The organism is Microvirga sp. GCM10011540, assembly GCF_042650665.1.
GTDB lineage: Bacteria > Pseudomonadota > Alphaproteobacteria > Rhizobiales > Beijerinckiaceae > Microvirga > Microvirga lenta.
Window position 1 is genome coordinate 91,436 of record NZ_JBHSBQ010000142.1, and the last position, 15,226, is coordinate 106,661.

Sequence of the window (15,226 nt, forward strand, 5' to 3'; positions counted from 1 at the left end):
GGAATGCTCGCTCTCTATTATTTCCCCGGCAATGCCAGCCTGCTGCCGCACATGATGCTGCGGGAAATCGGAGCGCCTTTCGAGCTTCGTCTCGTGGACAGGGCGCAGAACGCCCAGAAGAGCCCGGATTATCTCAAGCTCAATCCCAACGGTCGCATCCCCGTTCTCGTCGACGGCGATCTCGTCCTGTTCGAAACGGCGGCGGTCGCGCTCCACCTCGTCGACAAGTTTCCGGAAGCCGGTCTCGCTCCCGCTGTCGGCACGGCCGAGAGGGGGGAGTTCTACAAGTGGATGGTCCATCTCACCAATACGCCCCAGGCCGAATACCGGGCATGGTTCTACCCGCATGAGCACGTGAGCGACGAGGCGGCGGCGGCGAGCGTGAAGCAGGCCGCGGAGCAACGCCTCAACCGCATGTTCGACGTGATTTCCGATCAGATCGGGGACAGGCAGTGGCTGTTGGGGGACCGGTTCTCCGCAGCCGATCTCTTCCTCCTGATGCTCATCCGCTGGGGGCGGGGAATGCCGCGCCCGCCGCGTTCGATCCCGAACCTCAAGGCTTTCGCCGATCGGGTGCTGGCACGCCCTGCAGTGCAGGAGGCGTTCAAGGTCGAAGGCATTCAGGAGCCTTTGATCTGACGCATCAACCCTTCGATGCGCGCCGGGTGCGCCTGCGCTCCGGCAGGGTCTGCTCGACCGCTCGCATGTCCGCCCAAGGGTCTCGCTTCAACGAGGCAAGACGCTTGCGCAGGTTCTGAACCGTGAAGCCGTTCGGCTTGAGCTTCGGCGACAGCTCCTCCCACGCCACCGGCGTGGCGATGGGCGCACCCGGGCGGGAGCGCGTCGAATAGGGCGCGACCGCAGAGGCCTCGCGGTTGTTGCGCAGATAGTCGATGAAGATCCGGCCTTCGCGTTCGCTCTTCACGGACGTGGTCGTGTAGCGGTCAGGCTCGTCGGCGGCCATGGCCTCGGCCATCTCCCGCGTGAAGGCCAGCGCGTCCTTCCACGGGGCACGCGGCGTCAGCGGTGCCACCACATGAAGGCCCTTGCCGCCGGTCGTCTTGACGAAGCTGTCGAGACCGACGCCTTTCAGGCGCTCGCGCACCGCGCCGGCCCCTTCGATCACGAGCGGCCAATCCACGCTCTCGCCGGGGTCGAGATCGAAGATGAGGCGGTCGGGCTTTTCGAGGTCGCCGAGGGTGGCGCCCCAGACATGCATCTCCAGGACGCCGGACTGGACGAGAGCCACGACGCTCTGGATGTCCCTGACCAGCAGGATCTCCTGCTCGCCCCCATCGTCGGGAACCATTGCCCGATGAACGGCATCGCTCATGCCGGCCCAGGAATGGCGCTGGACGAAACACTTCTTCTGCGCGCCCGATGGGCAGCGGATCAGCGTCAGCGGACGCTCGACCAGATGCGGCAGGAGCCACTCGGCGATGTCCACGTAGAACTCCGCCAGTTGCTGCTTGGTCAGGCCCTGCTCCTCCCACAGCACACGGTCCGGATGGGACAGGGAGATGCCGGCCACCTCCACCCGGTGATCGTCCTTGGCCTTCCTGGCGGGGGATGATCGTTCGGCGGCCTTCGGCTTCGCCTTGCTCGCGGTTTTCCTCGTCGCCTTTGCTTTCGACGGCGACTTCGGCTTGCCCGAGATCTCCTCGATGGACCGGCCGGTTTTGACCGAGAGCGGTGCCTCCTGCAGGATGTCGGGCTCGTCCTCGCCGCGGGCGAACTCGTCCTCCGCCTTGATCAGCAACCAGGATTCCTGACGCTCGCGCGGGCGTTTTCCCATGCGGACCAGGTGCCACGAGCCATGCAGCTTCTCGCCGTTCAGGCGGAAGGTGAGGCGGCCCTTGGCATAGGCCTCCTCCGCGTCGCCCTCGGGCTCCCAGGTTCCCTGGTCCCACAAGAGGACGGTGCCGCCGCCATACTGACCTTCGGGGATGGCGCCTTCGAAGTCGCCGTACTCGACCGGGTGGTCCTCGACATGGACAGCGAGGCGCTTCTCGCCCTTGACCAGGCTCGGACCCTTGGCGACGGCCCAGCTCTTCAGCACGCCGCCGAGCTCCAGGCGGAAATCGTAGTGCAGACGCGAAGCGTCGTGCTTCTGGACGACGAAGGCGGCCCCCGTCCGGCGGGAGGCCTTTCCCTTCGGTTCGGAGGTCTTGGTGAAATCGCGCTTGGCGCGATAGGGCGCGAGCTTTGCCATGGCGCGGAGTCAAATCCGCGCCGGGCATTCGGTTCCAGGCTCAGGAGGCGAGCGGCTCGCCCGCGACCGGAGCCGTGCCGGGGGTGCGCTCGTGCAGGAAGGCCGCCGCGATGAGATCGCGGGTGTATTCCTCCTTCGGCCGGTCGAAGATCTCCTCGGCCGTGCCGCGCTCCACCACCTTGCCGCTCTTCATCACCATGATCTCGTCGGAGAGTGCGCGCACCACCGCGAGATCGTGGCTGATGAAGATATAGGCCAGCCCGTGCGCCTGCTGCAGGTCGCGCAGCAGCTCGACGATCTCCTTCTGGACCGACCGGTCGAGGGCCGAGGTCGGCTCGTCGAGCACCACGAGCTTGGGATGCAGGATCATGGCACGGGCGATGGCGATGCGCTGGCGCTGGCCGCCGGAGAACTCGTGCGGGAAGCGGTTGCGCCAGGCCGGATCGAGACGGACCTCCTCGAAGGCCTGGGCGGCGCGCCGGTCACGCTCCTTCCGCGAGATGCTCGGCTCGTGCACGAGAAGGCCCTCGGTCACGATCTCGCCGGCGGTCATGCGGGGGGAAAGCGAACCGAAGGGGTCCTGGAACACGAGCTGCAGGTGGCGCCGCAAGGGCCGCATCCCGCTCCGGTCGAGGGGCATGAGGTTCCGGTCCTCGAACCGCACCGTGCCGGAGGCCGGCAGGAGCTTCAGGACGGCCCGGCCGAGCGTGGACTTGCCCGAGCCGGACTCGCCCACCACGCCGACCGTCTCGCCCGTCCGCACCGACAGGCTGACCCCGTCGACCGCGCGAAGCACATGACTCCCGCGGCCGAACAGGCCGGACTTGAGGACGAATTGAACCTCGATGTTGCGGGCGTCCAGCACGAGGGGCGCGTTCATCGAGACCGGCTCCTTGCGTCCGGTCGGCTCGGCATCGATCAGCATCTGCGTGTAGGGATGCTTGGGTGCCGTGAAGATGTCCTGCGTGATGCCGCTCTCCACGACCTCGCCGCGCTTCATGACGTAGGTGCGGTCCGCGAAACGGCGCACGATGCCCAGATCGTGGGTGATGAACACGATGGACATGCCGAGGCGCTTCTGCAGGTCGCCGAGCAGTTCGAGGATCTTCGCCTGCACCGTCACGTCGAGAGCCGTGGTCGGCTCGTCGGCGATCAGCACGTCCGGGTTATTGGCGAGCGCCATGGCGATCATCACGCGCTGGCGCTGGCCCCCCGACAGCTCATGGGGATAGGCGTCGATGCGCCGGGCCGGGTCCGGAATGCGGACGAGCTCCAGGAGCTCGATGGCCCGGGCCCGGGCCTTCGACTTGCTCAGGCCTCCATGGGTGGTCAGGGGCAGGGCCAGCTGGTCGCCGATCCGGTAGAGGGGATCGAGGGACGTCATCGGCTCCTGGAAGATCATGGTGAGCTTGGAGCCGCGATAGCGGTTGAGCTTGTCGGGGGAAAGCCCCACCAGCTCGTCGCCGCGATACTTCACGGAGCCTTCCGCCCAGCCGTTGGAGGCCAGGAGCCCCATGACCGACATCATGGTCTGGCTCTTGCCCGAGCCGGATTCGCCCACGATGGCCACGGTTTCCCCGGGGTTCACATCCAGGTCGATGCCCTTCACCGCATGGAGAATGCCGTCTCCGGTGCGGAACCGGACGTGAAGATTGCGGACCGAGAGAACGGGTTCGGCCATGTCAGCGGTCCTTCGGGTCGAGCGCGTCGCGCAGGCCATCGCCGATGAAGTTGAGGCAGAACAGGATCGCGACGAGCGTGATGGAGGGATAGATCAGCATCCAGGTGGCGCCCTGGATGTTCTTGGCGCCTTCCGAGATGAGGACGCCGAGGCTGGTGTTCGGCTCCTGCACGCCGAGTCCCAGGAAGGACAGGAAGCTCTCCAGCAGGATCACCTTGGGCACCAGAAGCGTCATGTAGACGACCACCGGCCCGAGCGCGTTGGGGATCACGTGACGGCGGATGATGCCGCGCGTCTCGACCCCCAGCGCCTCGGCGGCCTGGACGTATTCCTGCCGCTTGATCGAAAGGGTCTGCCCCCGGACGATGCGGGCCATGTCGAGCCATTCGACGGCGCCGACCGCAATGAACATCAGGACGAAGTTCCGGCCGAAGAACACGACCAGCATGATCACGAAGAAGATGAAGGGCAGGGAGTAGAGGATGTCGACGATTCGCATCATCACCAGGTCGACCCGCCCGCCCAGATAGCCGGAGGTCGCGCCGTAGATCACGCCGATGAGGATCGCCACGAAGGTGGCGAGCAGTCCGATCGCAAGCGAGATCTGCCCGGCCTTCATGGTGCGGGTGAGGAGATCGCGCCCGTTGGTGTCGGTGCCGAAGAAGAAATACTGCCGCCGGATCGGCACGTCGACGAGGAGCCGCCGGCCCTCGTCCTGGCGCTCGACCACCTGGGCGGGGCCGAACAGGTCCGAGCGTTCGAAATAGGCCAGAAGCCTCTCGTCGATGGGGCGGCTGCTCGAACTCACGAGGGTGACATGGGCGACGTCGCCGTCGATGGCGATGCTCTCGGGCTTCGCCCTCACGCGCGAGCCGATCCGTGCGATGTTGGGCTCGATCTGGTCCGCCTTGGGATAGGCCTCAAGGCTGGCCGGGACCTTCACGTAATCCGTATAGACCCTGTCGAAGGGGTGGCCGGTCACGTAGGGGCCGAAGATGCACGCGATGGCGATGAGCGCGAGCACGATGATGCTGGTGAGGGCGGCGCGGTTGCGCACGAGGCGGCCCCGGGCCTCGGCCCAGAGGGAGCGCCCGGTCACCGTGCCCTTCATGGTTTCGACGGGAAGTACAGCGCCTTGGGCCATGGCACGTCTCAATCGTAGCGGATGCGCGGATCGATAAGGGCGTAGAGGATATCGACCACGAGGTTGAACAGGAGAACGAAGACGGCGACGACGACCACGGTGCCCATGACGAGCGTGTAGTCACGGTTGAGGGCCCCTTCGACGAAGTAGCGGCCGATGCCGGGCAGGCCGAAGATGGTCTCCACCACCACGGACCCGGTCAGGAGCGCGGCGGCCGCCGGGCCGAGATAGGACACCACCGGCAGGGCCGCGCCGCGAAGGGCATGCGCCACGATCACCCGCAGGGGCAGGCCGAGGGACCGGAGGGTGCGGATGTGGTTGGAGCGCAGGTTCTCGATCATGGCCGCCCGGGTCATGCGCGCGACGACGGCGATCTGCGGCAGGGCCAGCACGATGACCGGCAGGATGAGATTGCGGGGGCTCCCGTCGGCCCAGCCCGCCACCGGCAGCCAGGCCAGCGCAAGCCCGAACACGATCTGAAGGATGGGGGCCACGACGAAGTTCGGAATGGTCAGGCCGAGGGCGCCCGTGCCCGTCACCAGATAGTCGATGGCGCTGTTCTGGCGAAGGGCCGCGATGGCGCCGAGGGTTCCGCCGACGAGGACCGCAACGGTCAGGGCGAGGGCGCCGAGGGTCATGGAAATCGGCAGGCCGCGGGCGAAAAGCTCCGCCACGCTGAAGTCGCGCAGGATGAAGGACGGGCCGAAATCGCCCTGCATCACGGCGCTCAGGTAGAGCCAGTACTGCTCGATCAGCGGGCGGTCGAGCTGGTAGATCCGGTTCAGGTTCTCCATCACCTTCGCCTCGAGCGGGCGCTCGAGATCGAACGGGCCGCCGGGGGCGAGCCGGATCAGGAAGAACGAGATGGTGACGATGATGAACAGCGTCGGGATCGCCGAGAGGAATCGGCGGAAGATGAAGGAGAGCAAGGCAGGCTCCTCCCACTTGAGAACGCGTGAACGGCTAAAAAAATAGGGCGGCCTGCAGCACAGGCCGCCCCTTGCTCAGCGAAAACTCACTGCGTCTTCGAGAGGAAGCGGGTCGGATAGACGCCGCGGGTGTTCTGCACGAAGCCCTTGATCTTCGGCGAGATCAGGTTGCTCTTGCCGTAGTACATGATCGGGATCCAGGGCATGTCCTTCATGAGGATCGCCTCGGCCTTCTTCATGATGTCGGCGCGCTTGGTCAGGTCCAACTCCTTGGCGGCCTGCTCCAGGAGCTTGTCGAACTCCGGATTGTTGTACTTGCCGTAGTTGAAGCCCTTGTTGTCGCTCTTGAGCAGGAACAGGAAGTTGTTCGGGTCCGAATAATCGGCGATCCAGCCGTAGCGGGCGATGTCGAAGTCGCCGCCGTCGCGCAGATGGGCGAAGTGGGTCTTGCCGTCCGTGTTGATGAAGGACGTCTCGACGCCGATCTGCTTCCACTGGTCGGCGATGGCGATGACGCTGTTGCGGTTGTTGTCCGTGGTGTTGTAGCGGATCTGGACCTTCAGCGGCTTGCTCTCGTCGAACCCGGCTTCCTTGAGGAGGGCCTTGGCCTTGTCCTCACGGTCGATGGGGGACACGTCCTTGTAGTCCATGTAGGCGGGCTGGCTGTAATTGCCCACGCCCGGCGGCATGAACGAATAACCCGGCTGCATCGTCTCGCCCCAGATCTCGCTCGCGATGAACTCGCGGTCGATCGCCATGGAGAGGGCCTGGCGCACGCGCACGTCGTTGAAGGGAGCCTTCGACGAATTCGTCACGAGATACCACGTGCCGAGATACGGGCCGAGCTTGACCTGATCCTTGAAGCGCTCCTTGAGCGACTTGATCTGGTCGGCCGGAAGCTCGTCCATCGAGTCCAGCTCGCCCGCCTCGTACCGGCGCACGGCCGCGGCGAGATCCGGATGCGGAATGACGTTGACCGTGTCGATCTGCACGTCCTTCGCGCCGTGATAGTGCTCGTTCTTCGTGAGCTTGATGTGCGAGTTCGGCACGAACTCGGCGAGCTTGTAGGCGCCGTTCGTCACCATGTTGCCCGGCTTCACGAAGTCCTTGCCGAACTTCTCGACGGAGGCCTGATGAACGGGAAGGCTGGTCTGGTGGGTGAGAAGCTCGATGAAGTAGGGGGTCGGCTGCTCCAGGGTGATCTCGACGGTCTTGTCGTCGATGGCCTTGACGCCGAGTTCCTCGACCTTGGCCTGACCCTTGTTGATCTTCTCGGCGTTCTTGATCGGGTACAGGATGTTCGCGTATTTCGCGCCCGTCTCCGGATTCATGATGCGGCGGTAGGAATAGACGAAGTCCGAAGCCTTTACCGGATCGCCGTTGGACCACTTGAGGCCGTCGCGCAGGGTGAAGCGGTAGGTCGTGCCGTCGTCGCTGACTTCCCACTTCGCGGCTTGGCCGGGCACGGCCTCGCCCTTGGCGTTGTAGGTCACGAGACCTTCGAGCAGGTCGCGCAGGATGTGGGCTTCCTGCACGGTCGAGGTCTTGTGGGTGTCGAGAGTCTCGGGCTCGCCGGTGTTACCGCGATTATAGACGACTTCAGCCGAAGCGGCGCCCATGAGGGCTGCCGTTGCGACGGCTGCCAGAGCCGTGCGTTTCAACCAGGACATTGACGCGTTCCCTTTACTGTTATTCCTAGGTTTCGAATTGTTTCGGCTTCAACCATCAGGCGAAACCTTATCCCATTTGTTGTTCAAACAACTGTTCATGTCCAGTACTATTCAATCGGCTGGACGAACGGGGGAGCGAGGTGCTCGGGGCCCTAGGCTCCGGTATCGAAGATCAGGCCCGCGGCCTCGATTCCGGCTGTCGCGGCGATCTCGTCGTTGTCCGAGGTGTCGCCCGAAACGCCGACCGCCCCGAGAGTATTTCCCTGTGAATCCTTGATCAGGACACCGCCGGGCACCGGCACGAGCAGGTTGCCGGTCGCGTGGGTTACTCCGGCGATGAAATGGGGGCGGTCCACCGCCATCTTGTGCAGGGCCCGCGAGCCCAGGCCGACGGCCAGGGCGCCATAGGCCTTGCCCATGGCGATCTCGGCCCGCTTGAGGCTGGTGCCGTCCTCCGACAGGAGGACCTTCACGGCGCCGCGGGCGTCGTAGACGACCACCGACAGGGGCTTGAAGCCCTTCTCCCGGCCGGCCCTGAGGGTGGCGTCGGCGATGGCTTGAGCGGTTTCCAGAGCAAGTTCGGACAATCCGATCCCCTTTTGTTTCAGTGGGTTATAGAGCAGCGTTTCAGGCCGCCTAGCGAGAGGCGGCGTCTTTCTGCGCGAGCCACGCCGCCACGACCTTGCGCTCGTCCAGGGTCATTTCGGTGATGTTGTTGGGCGGCATCGCGTGGGTCAGCACGCTCTGGACCCGGATGAGCTCCGCATGGCGGGCGATCTCCTCCGGAGTATCGAGGCGCACGCCCTTGGGGGCGACCGGAATGCCCTCCCAGACCGGCTCCGCCGCATGGCACATGGAGCAGCGGGACTGGATCGTGAGGACGGCCTCGTCGAAGGAGGCCGTCATCGCGGCGGGGGAGGCCTCGGCTGGACCTTCCGCCATGTTGGCCTCTCCCGGCTTGCCGATGATGGAGAGCCAGACCGCCAGGGCGATGCAGGCGGCGGCCACGCCCCAGCTCCACCAGGGCGAGCCCTTGTCCGCATGGCGGGAATTGTAGAAGTGCCGCACCACCGCTCCCGCGATCACCACGAGGCCGATGATGGCGACCGCGTAGCGGGACGACCAGGCCAGCGGATAATGATTCGAGAGCATCAGGAAGATGACCGGCAGCGTCAGGTAGTTGTTGTGCGTCGAGCGCAGCTTGGCTTCCTTGCCGAGCCTCGAATCGGGGGAGCGGCCGGCCAGAAGGTCCGCCACCACCTTCTTCTGGTTGGGAATGATGACGAAGAAGACGCTGGCCGACATCCAGGTCGCGATCATGGCCCCCGTATGGAGGAAGGCGGCGCGCCCGTTGAAGACCTGCGTGAACGCGAAGGCCGCCGCCAGGATGTAGACGAAGAGCACCACGCCGAGGGCGACCCCGTTCTTCCCGAGGGGCGACCGGCACAAGCCTTCATAGACGAGCCAGCTGAGAAGAATGCCGCCGATGCCGATGGCCGCGGCCTGCCAGGGCTCCAGCGCCCGCACGGCCGGGTCGATGGTGTAGAGATCCGCGTGGAGATAGTAGATCCAGACGATCAGGAAGAAGCCGCTGATCCAGGTGGAATAGCTCTCCCACTTGAACCAGGTCAGCTCCTTCGGCATCTCGGGCGGGGCCACGAAATACTTGCGCATGTTGTAGAAGCCGCCGCCATGGACCTGCCAGGCCTCGCCCCCCACGCCCTGGGGCAGTCCTTCTCTCTTCTTCAGGCTGAGATCCAGGTGGATGAAATAGAAGGACGATCCGATCCAGGCAATCGCGGTAATGACATGGATCCAGCGGAGGATCTGGCTGATCCATTCGGAAATCTGCGGGTCGATCATGCGGCCACTTGTAATGATAGGGAACATCTAGCCTAGGGCGGCACCGCCGAATGCGAAAGGCCCGGCCGCGGGCTTTTTCAACAGGTTCCCTCACGGGGAATCCTCGGGTTCGTCCTCGGCCCGAGCGGCGGCGTCTTGACGGCGGTACGCCGCATCGAAAAGCTCTGCCGGTCCGATCGTTCTCCCCCCGCTGCTTCGAGGTTCCCATGGGCCGCCTGTCCACCCACGTTCTGGATACAGCCAACGGCAAGCCCGCCAAGGGCCTGGAGATCGAGCTCTTTGCCATCGACGGCGAGCGGCGGCGTCCGATCCTGCGCACGCGCACCAATGACGACGGCCGCACGGACGGGCCGCTCATGAGCGGCGAGACCTTCCACACGGGCACCTACGAACTCGTCTTTCACGTGGGCGCCTATTTCCGGTCCATCGGCACGGCCACCGCCGATCCGCCGTTCCTGGACATCGTGCCCATCCGCTTTTCCATCGCCGAGCCGCTCGAGCACTACCACGTGCCGCTCCTCGTCTCGCCTTGGAGCTATTCCACCTATCGAGGAAGCTGATCGACCATGGCCGAGGCCACTTATCCCCGCGATCTCGTCGGCTACGGCCGCAATCCGCCCCATCCCCATTGGCCGAACGACGCGCGCATCTGCGTCCAGTTCGTGATCAACTACGAGGAGGGGGGCGAGAACAACATCCTCCACGGCGACAGGGCCTCCGAGGCCTTCCTGTCCGAGATCGTCGGCGCGGCGCCCTGGCCGGGGCAGCGCCACATGAGCATGGAATCGATCTACGAATACGGCTCCCGCGCGGGGTTCTGGCGCCTGTGGCGCATGTTCACCGAGCGCGGGATGCCGGTGACGGTCTACGGGGTCGCGACGGCCCTCATGCGCAATCCGGAAGCGGTCGCGGCCATGAAGGAGGCCGGCTGGGAGATCGCGAGCCACGGGCTCAAATGGATCGACTACCGGGATTTCTCCTCCGACGAGGAGAGGGCGCACCTGAAGGAGGCGATCCGCATCCACACGGAGGTGACCGGCGAGCGGCCGCTCGGATGGTATACGGGCCGCACCTCGGAGCACACCAACCGCCTCGTGGCGGAGGAGGGCGGCTTCCTCTACAGCGCGGACTCCTATGCGGACGAGCTGCCCTACTGGGAGACCCATGGCAGGCACTCCCAGCTGATCGTGCCCTACACGCTCGACGCCAACGACATGCGCTTCGCGACGCCGCAGGGCTTCAACTCGGGCGATCAGTTCTACGCCTATCTGAAGGACACGTTCGACACGCTCTACGCGGAGGGCGAGACGGCCCCGAAGATGATGTCGGTCGGCCTGCATTGCCGCCTCGTCGGCCGTCCCGGGCGCGCGGCGGCCCTGGCGCGCTTCCTCGACTACGTCGCATCCCACGACCGGGTCTGGGTGGCGCGGCGCGTCGATATCGCCCGGCACTGGATCAGGCGCCACCGTCCGGCCGATCTCAAGCCCAGCACCATGAACCGGTCGCTGTTCGTGGAGCTGTTCGGCGACGTGTTCGAGCATTCCCCCTGGATTGCCGAGCGGGCCTACGATGCCGGCCTCACCACGGCCCAGGACACGGCCGAGGGGCTGCACGCGTCGATGGTCCATGTGCTGTCGGACGCAACCCGGGAACAGAAGCTCGGTCTCATCCGCGCCCATCCCGACCTCGCGGGTCGGCTGAAGCTTGCCGACCTCACCGCCGATTCGAGGGGAGAGCAGGCCTCGGCGGGCCTCGACAGCCTCACCGAGGAGGAGCGCGACCGCTTCCTCGCCCTCAACGATTCCTACAAGCGCAAATTCGGCTTCCCGTTCATCATGGCCGTGAAGGGGCGCACGAAGGAGGAGATCCTCGCCGCCTTCGAGGAAAGGCTGGAGCACGACCCGGACCAGGAATTCGATACGGCGGTCGTCCAGATCGAGCTCATCGCCCTCCTGCGGCTGAAGGATCGCCTTCCGTCCCTGGCGGACGTGTTCTCGTCGCTGGCCTGAGGCGGTCCCGCCCGGCCGGATTGCGGTCCTGCCGCCGGAACCTTAAATGCTCTCCACCACAAGGGAGAAGTTTTCATGAGCGCATCAGCCGGACACGTGGATCTGGACCGCGAGGACGTCAAGCGGGGACTGGCCGAGGGATCGATCCATCTGGTCGATGTCCGGGAGCCCCATGAATTCGCGGCCGGCCACATCCCGGGCTCGATCTCGCATCCCCTGTCGGCCTTCGATCCCTCCAGCCTGCCGACCGACAGGCGGATCGTCTTTTCCTGCGCCGCGGGCGTGAGGTCGCTGCGGGCCATCGAGTTCGCGCAGGCCGCCGGGCGCGACGTGCGCGAGCACTACAAGGGCGGCTTCAAGGACTGGGCGGCGGCGGGCGAACCGGTGGAATAGGGGCACCCACGGATTGTCGCGGGTACCTCACATAGATTTGTTCCAAAGTAGAGTGCTCAAGCTTGGCAAGATGTGCACTACTATCCTCCCGCCGGTGACGGCTCGAATGGGAAGCCGTCGATCGCGCTCATAAGAGGGGAACTACATGAAGCGCACTATCTTCGTCGCCAGCTTGCTTGCGCTCGGGGTCACCGCAGCCATCGCGCAGAGCAACGTCGTCGAACAACGCCAGCAGCTGATGAAGGAGATGGGTGCGCAGACCCGTCCCATCGGCGCCATGCTGCGCGGTCAGGAGCCCTTCGACCTCGCGAAGGTTCAAGCCGGCCTGAAGGTTTTCGCCGAGAACTCGCAGAAGGCTCAGTCCCTCTGGCCCGAAAGCTCCAAGGATGCGCCGAAGACCGATGCGCTTCCGGCCATCTGGCAGAACAAGGCGAAGTTCGAGTCGATCATGACGGAACTGCACCAGGACGCCCAGACGGCGATGTCCGCCATCAAGGACGAGGCATCCTTCAAGGCGCAGATGCCCCAGGTGCTGCAGAATTGCGGCGCCTGCCACAACGACTTCCGGAAGAAGAGCTCCTAAGTCGTCGTAAATCGTACGCGGGCGGCCTTTCGGCCGCCCGTTTCGTTTGGAGATTCGGTGATGCGCAAGGTGCTCGGAGGCCTGCTCCTCCTCGTCGTATTCGGTGTGCTCGGCTTCTTCGCCCTGACCTCTCCCTCCGCGTACCGGCTCCTGCGGGGCGGGGCGGCGGCCGGAGACGCGGGCGCGATCGATCCGGCCCGGGCACCCGACATGGAGAATGGGCGGGCCCTGTTCTTCGCCGGCGGATGCACCTCCTGCCATGCCACTCCCAACCAGGACGACAAGTTGCGGCTGGGGGGCGGCTATGCCCTCAACTCGCCTTTCGGCACCTTCCATGTTCCCAACATCTCGCCCCACAGGCAGGACGGGATCGGTTCCTGGAGCACGGCAGAGTTCATCCGCGCCATGCGGGAGGGCGTTTCGCCCGATGGGCGGCACTACTATCCGGCCTTTCCCTACACGTCCTACCAGCGCATGACGCCGGCCGATCTCGCCGATGTCTTCGCCTTCATTCAGACCCTTCAGCCTGTCGAGGGCCGGGCTCAGGCTCACGACCTGCCGTTCCCCTACAATATCCGCCGGGGCGTCGGCCTGTGGAAGCTCGCCTTCCTCGACGGGCACGTCTTCACGCCCGATCCGACGAAATCCGAGAGCTGGAACCGGGGCGCCTATCTGGTGAACGGGGCCGGCCATTGCGCCGAGTGCCACAGCGAGCGCAACGCGGCGGGGGCGATCATCGAGGAGCGCCGATTCGCCGGCGGGCCCGATCCGGAGGGCCGGGGGACCGTTCCCAACATCACGCCTCACTCCAGCGGTATCGGGGGCTGGACTGTGGACGAGATCGCCACCCTGTTGAAAACGGGGGAAACCCCGCTCTTCGACACGGTCGGCGGACCGATGGGATCGGTGGTCGCAAACACCGCGCAGCTCTCCGACGCGGACCGTCGGGCCATGGCGGAATACCTGCTCTCCCTGCCGGAGCGAGAGGGCTACAAGCGGCCTGAATGATCGGTGGACAAGCTGGGGACGGGCTGTCAGTCCATCACGGCCGCTTTGAGGATGCAGACCATGGTGGCCCGCCCGGGCCCATCGCCGACGCAGCGGACCGAGTGCGGGCGGTCGCAGCGGTAGCGCAGGGTCTCGCCCGTCTTCGCCCTTTGGGTGGAACCGCCGACCTCGACCTCGAACTCGCCCTCCAGCACCGAGAGGCACTCGATGGAGCCGCGCTGGTGGCTGTCGGAATCGAGCACGCCGCCGGGCTCCGACTGCACGTCGTACCATTGCAGCCATTCGATGGTCTTGAGCCAGCCGATGATGGCAAGGCGCATCTTGCCGTCCTCCGACACGAGGATCGGCGTGTCGGCCTTGGACGATTTCTCGATGAACGGCTCCTCGTCGCTGGTGGCGAGAACCCGCTCGATGGACACGTCGAGGGCCTGGCTGAGGCGCCAGATGGTGGCGAGGGTCGGGTTCGTCTCGTTCCGCTCGATCTGGCTGATGATGGATTTCGCCACGCCCGATTGCTCGGCGAGTTCGGAGAGCGACAGGTTGTAGGCCTTGCGCAGCCGCTGGATGGTCTTGCCCATGTGGCCGGATAGAACCTGAGCGCCGGTCTCGAGATCCCGGCTCCGCTCCTTGCCTTCAACGCCCATCGTGCCCGCCTTGCCTGTTCTGAAAGACCGAACGTTCGTTCCTCAAAACGGTTTTGGGACAACCTCAGGGGTGGGTCAAGCACCAGGGGTGTCGCGGCGCGCCTTTTCCTGTCGGCAGGGCGTCAGCCGCCCGGTTTGGGCGAGGCCGCCTTCAGTTCATGGGCTCGCATCAGCCCGAGCTGGTGCTCGCGCCAGACGATGAAGAGGCCCGTGCCCGCCACGATGGTGGCGCCGGTCAGCATGGTGCCGGTGGGAAGATCGCCGAAGACCATCCAGCCGAACAGGAGCGCCCAGATCATGGTGGTGTATTCGAACGGCGCGATGATCGAGGTATCCGCGAAGCGGTAGCTCTGGGTCAGCAGGATCTGCCCGATCCCGCCGAGGATGCCGCCGACGACGAACAGGGCCATGTCGTAGGCGTCCGGCATGCGCCAGCCCAGCACGATGGTGCAGAGGGACAGGGCCGAGGCGAGAATGAAGAAGTAGAAGACGATGGCGCCCGTTTTCTCGGTCGCCGTCAGGCGGCGCACCTGGATCATGGCCCCGGCGGAGCAGAAGGCGCCCAGCAGCGCGCAGAGCGCGCCGAGGGTCGGCCCGCCGCTGAGGCTCCCGGTGAAGGTCTCGACCTTCAGGTAGGGCGAAAGCATGATCAGGACGCCGACGAAGCCGATGCCAACGGCGCTCCAGCGATAGGCCCGCACCTTCTCCTTGAGCAGCAGGGCCGCCAGGATCACGACGATCAGCGGCGAGGCGTAGCCGATGGCGATGGAATCGTGGAGCGGCAGGTAGGAGAGGGCGGCAAAGCCGAGATACATGCCCGAGGTGCCGATGAGGCCGCGCAGGAAGTGACCGCGCACGTTGTCGGTCCGCACGGCGTTGATCAGGTCCCCTTGCCAGGCCAGCCAGGCCAGGAGCGGAAGCAGGGCGAAGGCCGAACGGAAGAAGACCACCTCTCCGACGGGGTAGCGGGCCATCAGGGTCTTCAACGTAGCCGACATCATCGTGAAGACGAGGGCGGACAGGACTTTGAGGGAGATCCCCAGGAGAGGTTTCAAGGCGTGAGTCGCTTCGGTTGGAGACGCAACCAAAC

At 65.4% G+C, this 15,226-nt stretch carries 15 protein-coding genes; 6 read left to right on the forward strand and 9 right to left on the reverse strand.

Annotated features, from left to right (window positions below; all coding sequences use genetic code 11):
• Positions 1-3 precede the first annotated feature (3 nt).
• Positions 4-639 carry a glutathione S-transferase family protein gene (locus ACFOYU_RS24150; RefSeq protein WP_226741554.1) on the forward strand — a complete coding sequence of 212 codons (636 nt, stop codon included), beginning with the start codon at positions 4-6 and terminating at the stop codon, positions 637-639.
• A gap of 4 nt (positions 640-643) precedes the next feature.
• Here ACFOYU_RS24150 and ligD read toward each other — a convergent pair whose 3' ends face one another.
• The 7 genes from ligD to ACFOYU_RS24185 all read right to left on the reverse strand — a co-directional run bounded on the left by ligD (position 644) and on the right by ACFOYU_RS24185 (position 9,499).
• Complete coding sequence (gene ligD, locus ACFOYU_RS24155) at positions 644-2,212, reverse strand: non-homologous end-joining DNA ligase (RefSeq protein WP_377035525.1); 1,569 nt, start codon at positions 2,210-2,212, stop codon at positions 644-646.
• Between the two features lie 40 nt (positions 2,213-2,252).
• The gene (locus tag ACFOYU_RS24160; RefSeq protein WP_377035526.1) at positions 2,253-3,893 is read right to left on the reverse strand and encodes an ABC transporter ATP-binding protein; all 1,641 of its coding nucleotides are present in this window, start codon (positions 3,891-3,893) and stop codon (positions 2,253-2,255) included.
• Between the two features lies 1 nt (position 3,894).
• Positions 3,895-5,037 (reverse strand): ABC transporter permease subunit, encoded by a 1,143-nt coding sequence (locus tag ACFOYU_RS24165; RefSeq protein ID WP_377035527.1) that lies wholly within the window; start codon positions 5,035-5,037, stop codon positions 3,895-3,897.
• Between the two features lie 8 nt (positions 5,038-5,045).
• Positions 5,046-5,966, reverse strand: coding sequence for an oligopeptide ABC transporter permease OppB (gene oppB, locus ACFOYU_RS24170; protein WP_377035528.1), 921 nt, complete (start codon positions 5,964-5,966; stop codon positions 5,046-5,048).
• Between the two features lie 86 nt (positions 5,967-6,052).
• The gene (locus ACFOYU_RS24175) at positions 6,053-7,636 is read right to left on the reverse strand and encodes a peptide ABC transporter substrate-binding protein (protein WP_226741559.1); all 1,584 of its coding nucleotides are present in this window, start codon (positions 7,634-7,636) and stop codon (positions 6,053-6,055) included.
• A 152-nt stretch (positions 7,637-7,788) separates the two neighbouring features.
• Entirely contained in the window at positions 7,789-8,223 is a 435-nt protein-coding gene (locus ACFOYU_RS24180) for a heme-binding protein (protein WP_377035529.1), read from the reverse strand.
• A 49-nt stretch (positions 8,224-8,272) separates the two neighbouring features.
• Positions 8,273-9,499, reverse strand: a complete 1,227-nt coding sequence (locus ACFOYU_RS24185) for a urate hydroxylase PuuD (RefSeq protein ID WP_377035530.1) — start codon at positions 9,497-9,499, stop codon at positions 8,273-8,275.
• A gap of 206 nt (positions 9,500-9,705) precedes the next feature.
• Between ACFOYU_RS24185 and uraH the strand changes: the two genes are divergently transcribed.
• The 5 genes from uraH (at position 9,706) to ACFOYU_RS24210 (ending at position 13,492) form a co-directional block, all read left to right on the forward strand.
• Positions 9,706-10,059, forward strand: a complete 354-nt coding sequence (gene uraH / locus ACFOYU_RS24190) for a hydroxyisourate hydrolase (protein WP_377035531.1) — start codon at positions 9,706-9,708, stop codon at positions 10,057-10,059.
• A gap of 6 nt (positions 10,060-10,065) precedes the next feature.
• Positions 10,066-11,508: an allantoinase PuuE gene (gene puuE / locus ACFOYU_RS24195; protein WP_377035532.1), complete on the forward strand. Its 1,443-nt coding sequence runs from the start codon at positions 10,066-10,068 to the stop codon at positions 11,506-11,508.
• 75 nt (positions 11,509-11,583) lie between these two features.
• Entirely contained in the window at positions 11,584-11,901 is a 318-nt protein-coding gene (locus tag ACFOYU_RS24200) for a rhodanese-like domain-containing protein (protein WP_226741564.1), read from the forward strand.
• A 145-nt stretch (positions 11,902-12,046) separates the two neighbouring features.
• A complete protein-coding gene (locus ACFOYU_RS24205; RefSeq protein ID WP_226741565.1) occupies positions 12,047-12,484 on the forward strand; it encodes a cytochrome c in 438 nt (145 codons plus the stop codon).
• Positions 12,485-12,544: 60 nt separating this feature from the next.
• Positions 12,545-13,492 carry a cytochrome c gene (locus tag ACFOYU_RS24210; protein ID WP_226741566.1) on the forward strand — a complete coding sequence of 316 codons (948 nt, stop codon included), beginning with the start codon at positions 12,545-12,547 and terminating at the stop codon, positions 13,490-13,492.
• Positions 13,493-13,518: 26 nt separating this feature from the next.
• On the opposite strand, the gene ACFOYU_RS24215 is transcribed toward ACFOYU_RS24210, so the two are convergent.
• Positions 13,519-14,136 (reverse strand): helix-turn-helix domain-containing protein, encoded by a 618-nt coding sequence (locus ACFOYU_RS24215; protein ID WP_226741567.1) that lies wholly within the window; start codon positions 14,134-14,136, stop codon positions 13,519-13,521.
• 122 nt (positions 14,137-14,258) lie between these two features.
• Entirely contained in the window at positions 14,259-15,191 is a 933-nt protein-coding gene (locus tag ACFOYU_RS24220; protein ID WP_226741568.1) for a DMT family transporter, read from the reverse strand.
• Between the last annotated feature and the right edge of the window lie 35 nt (positions 15,192-15,226).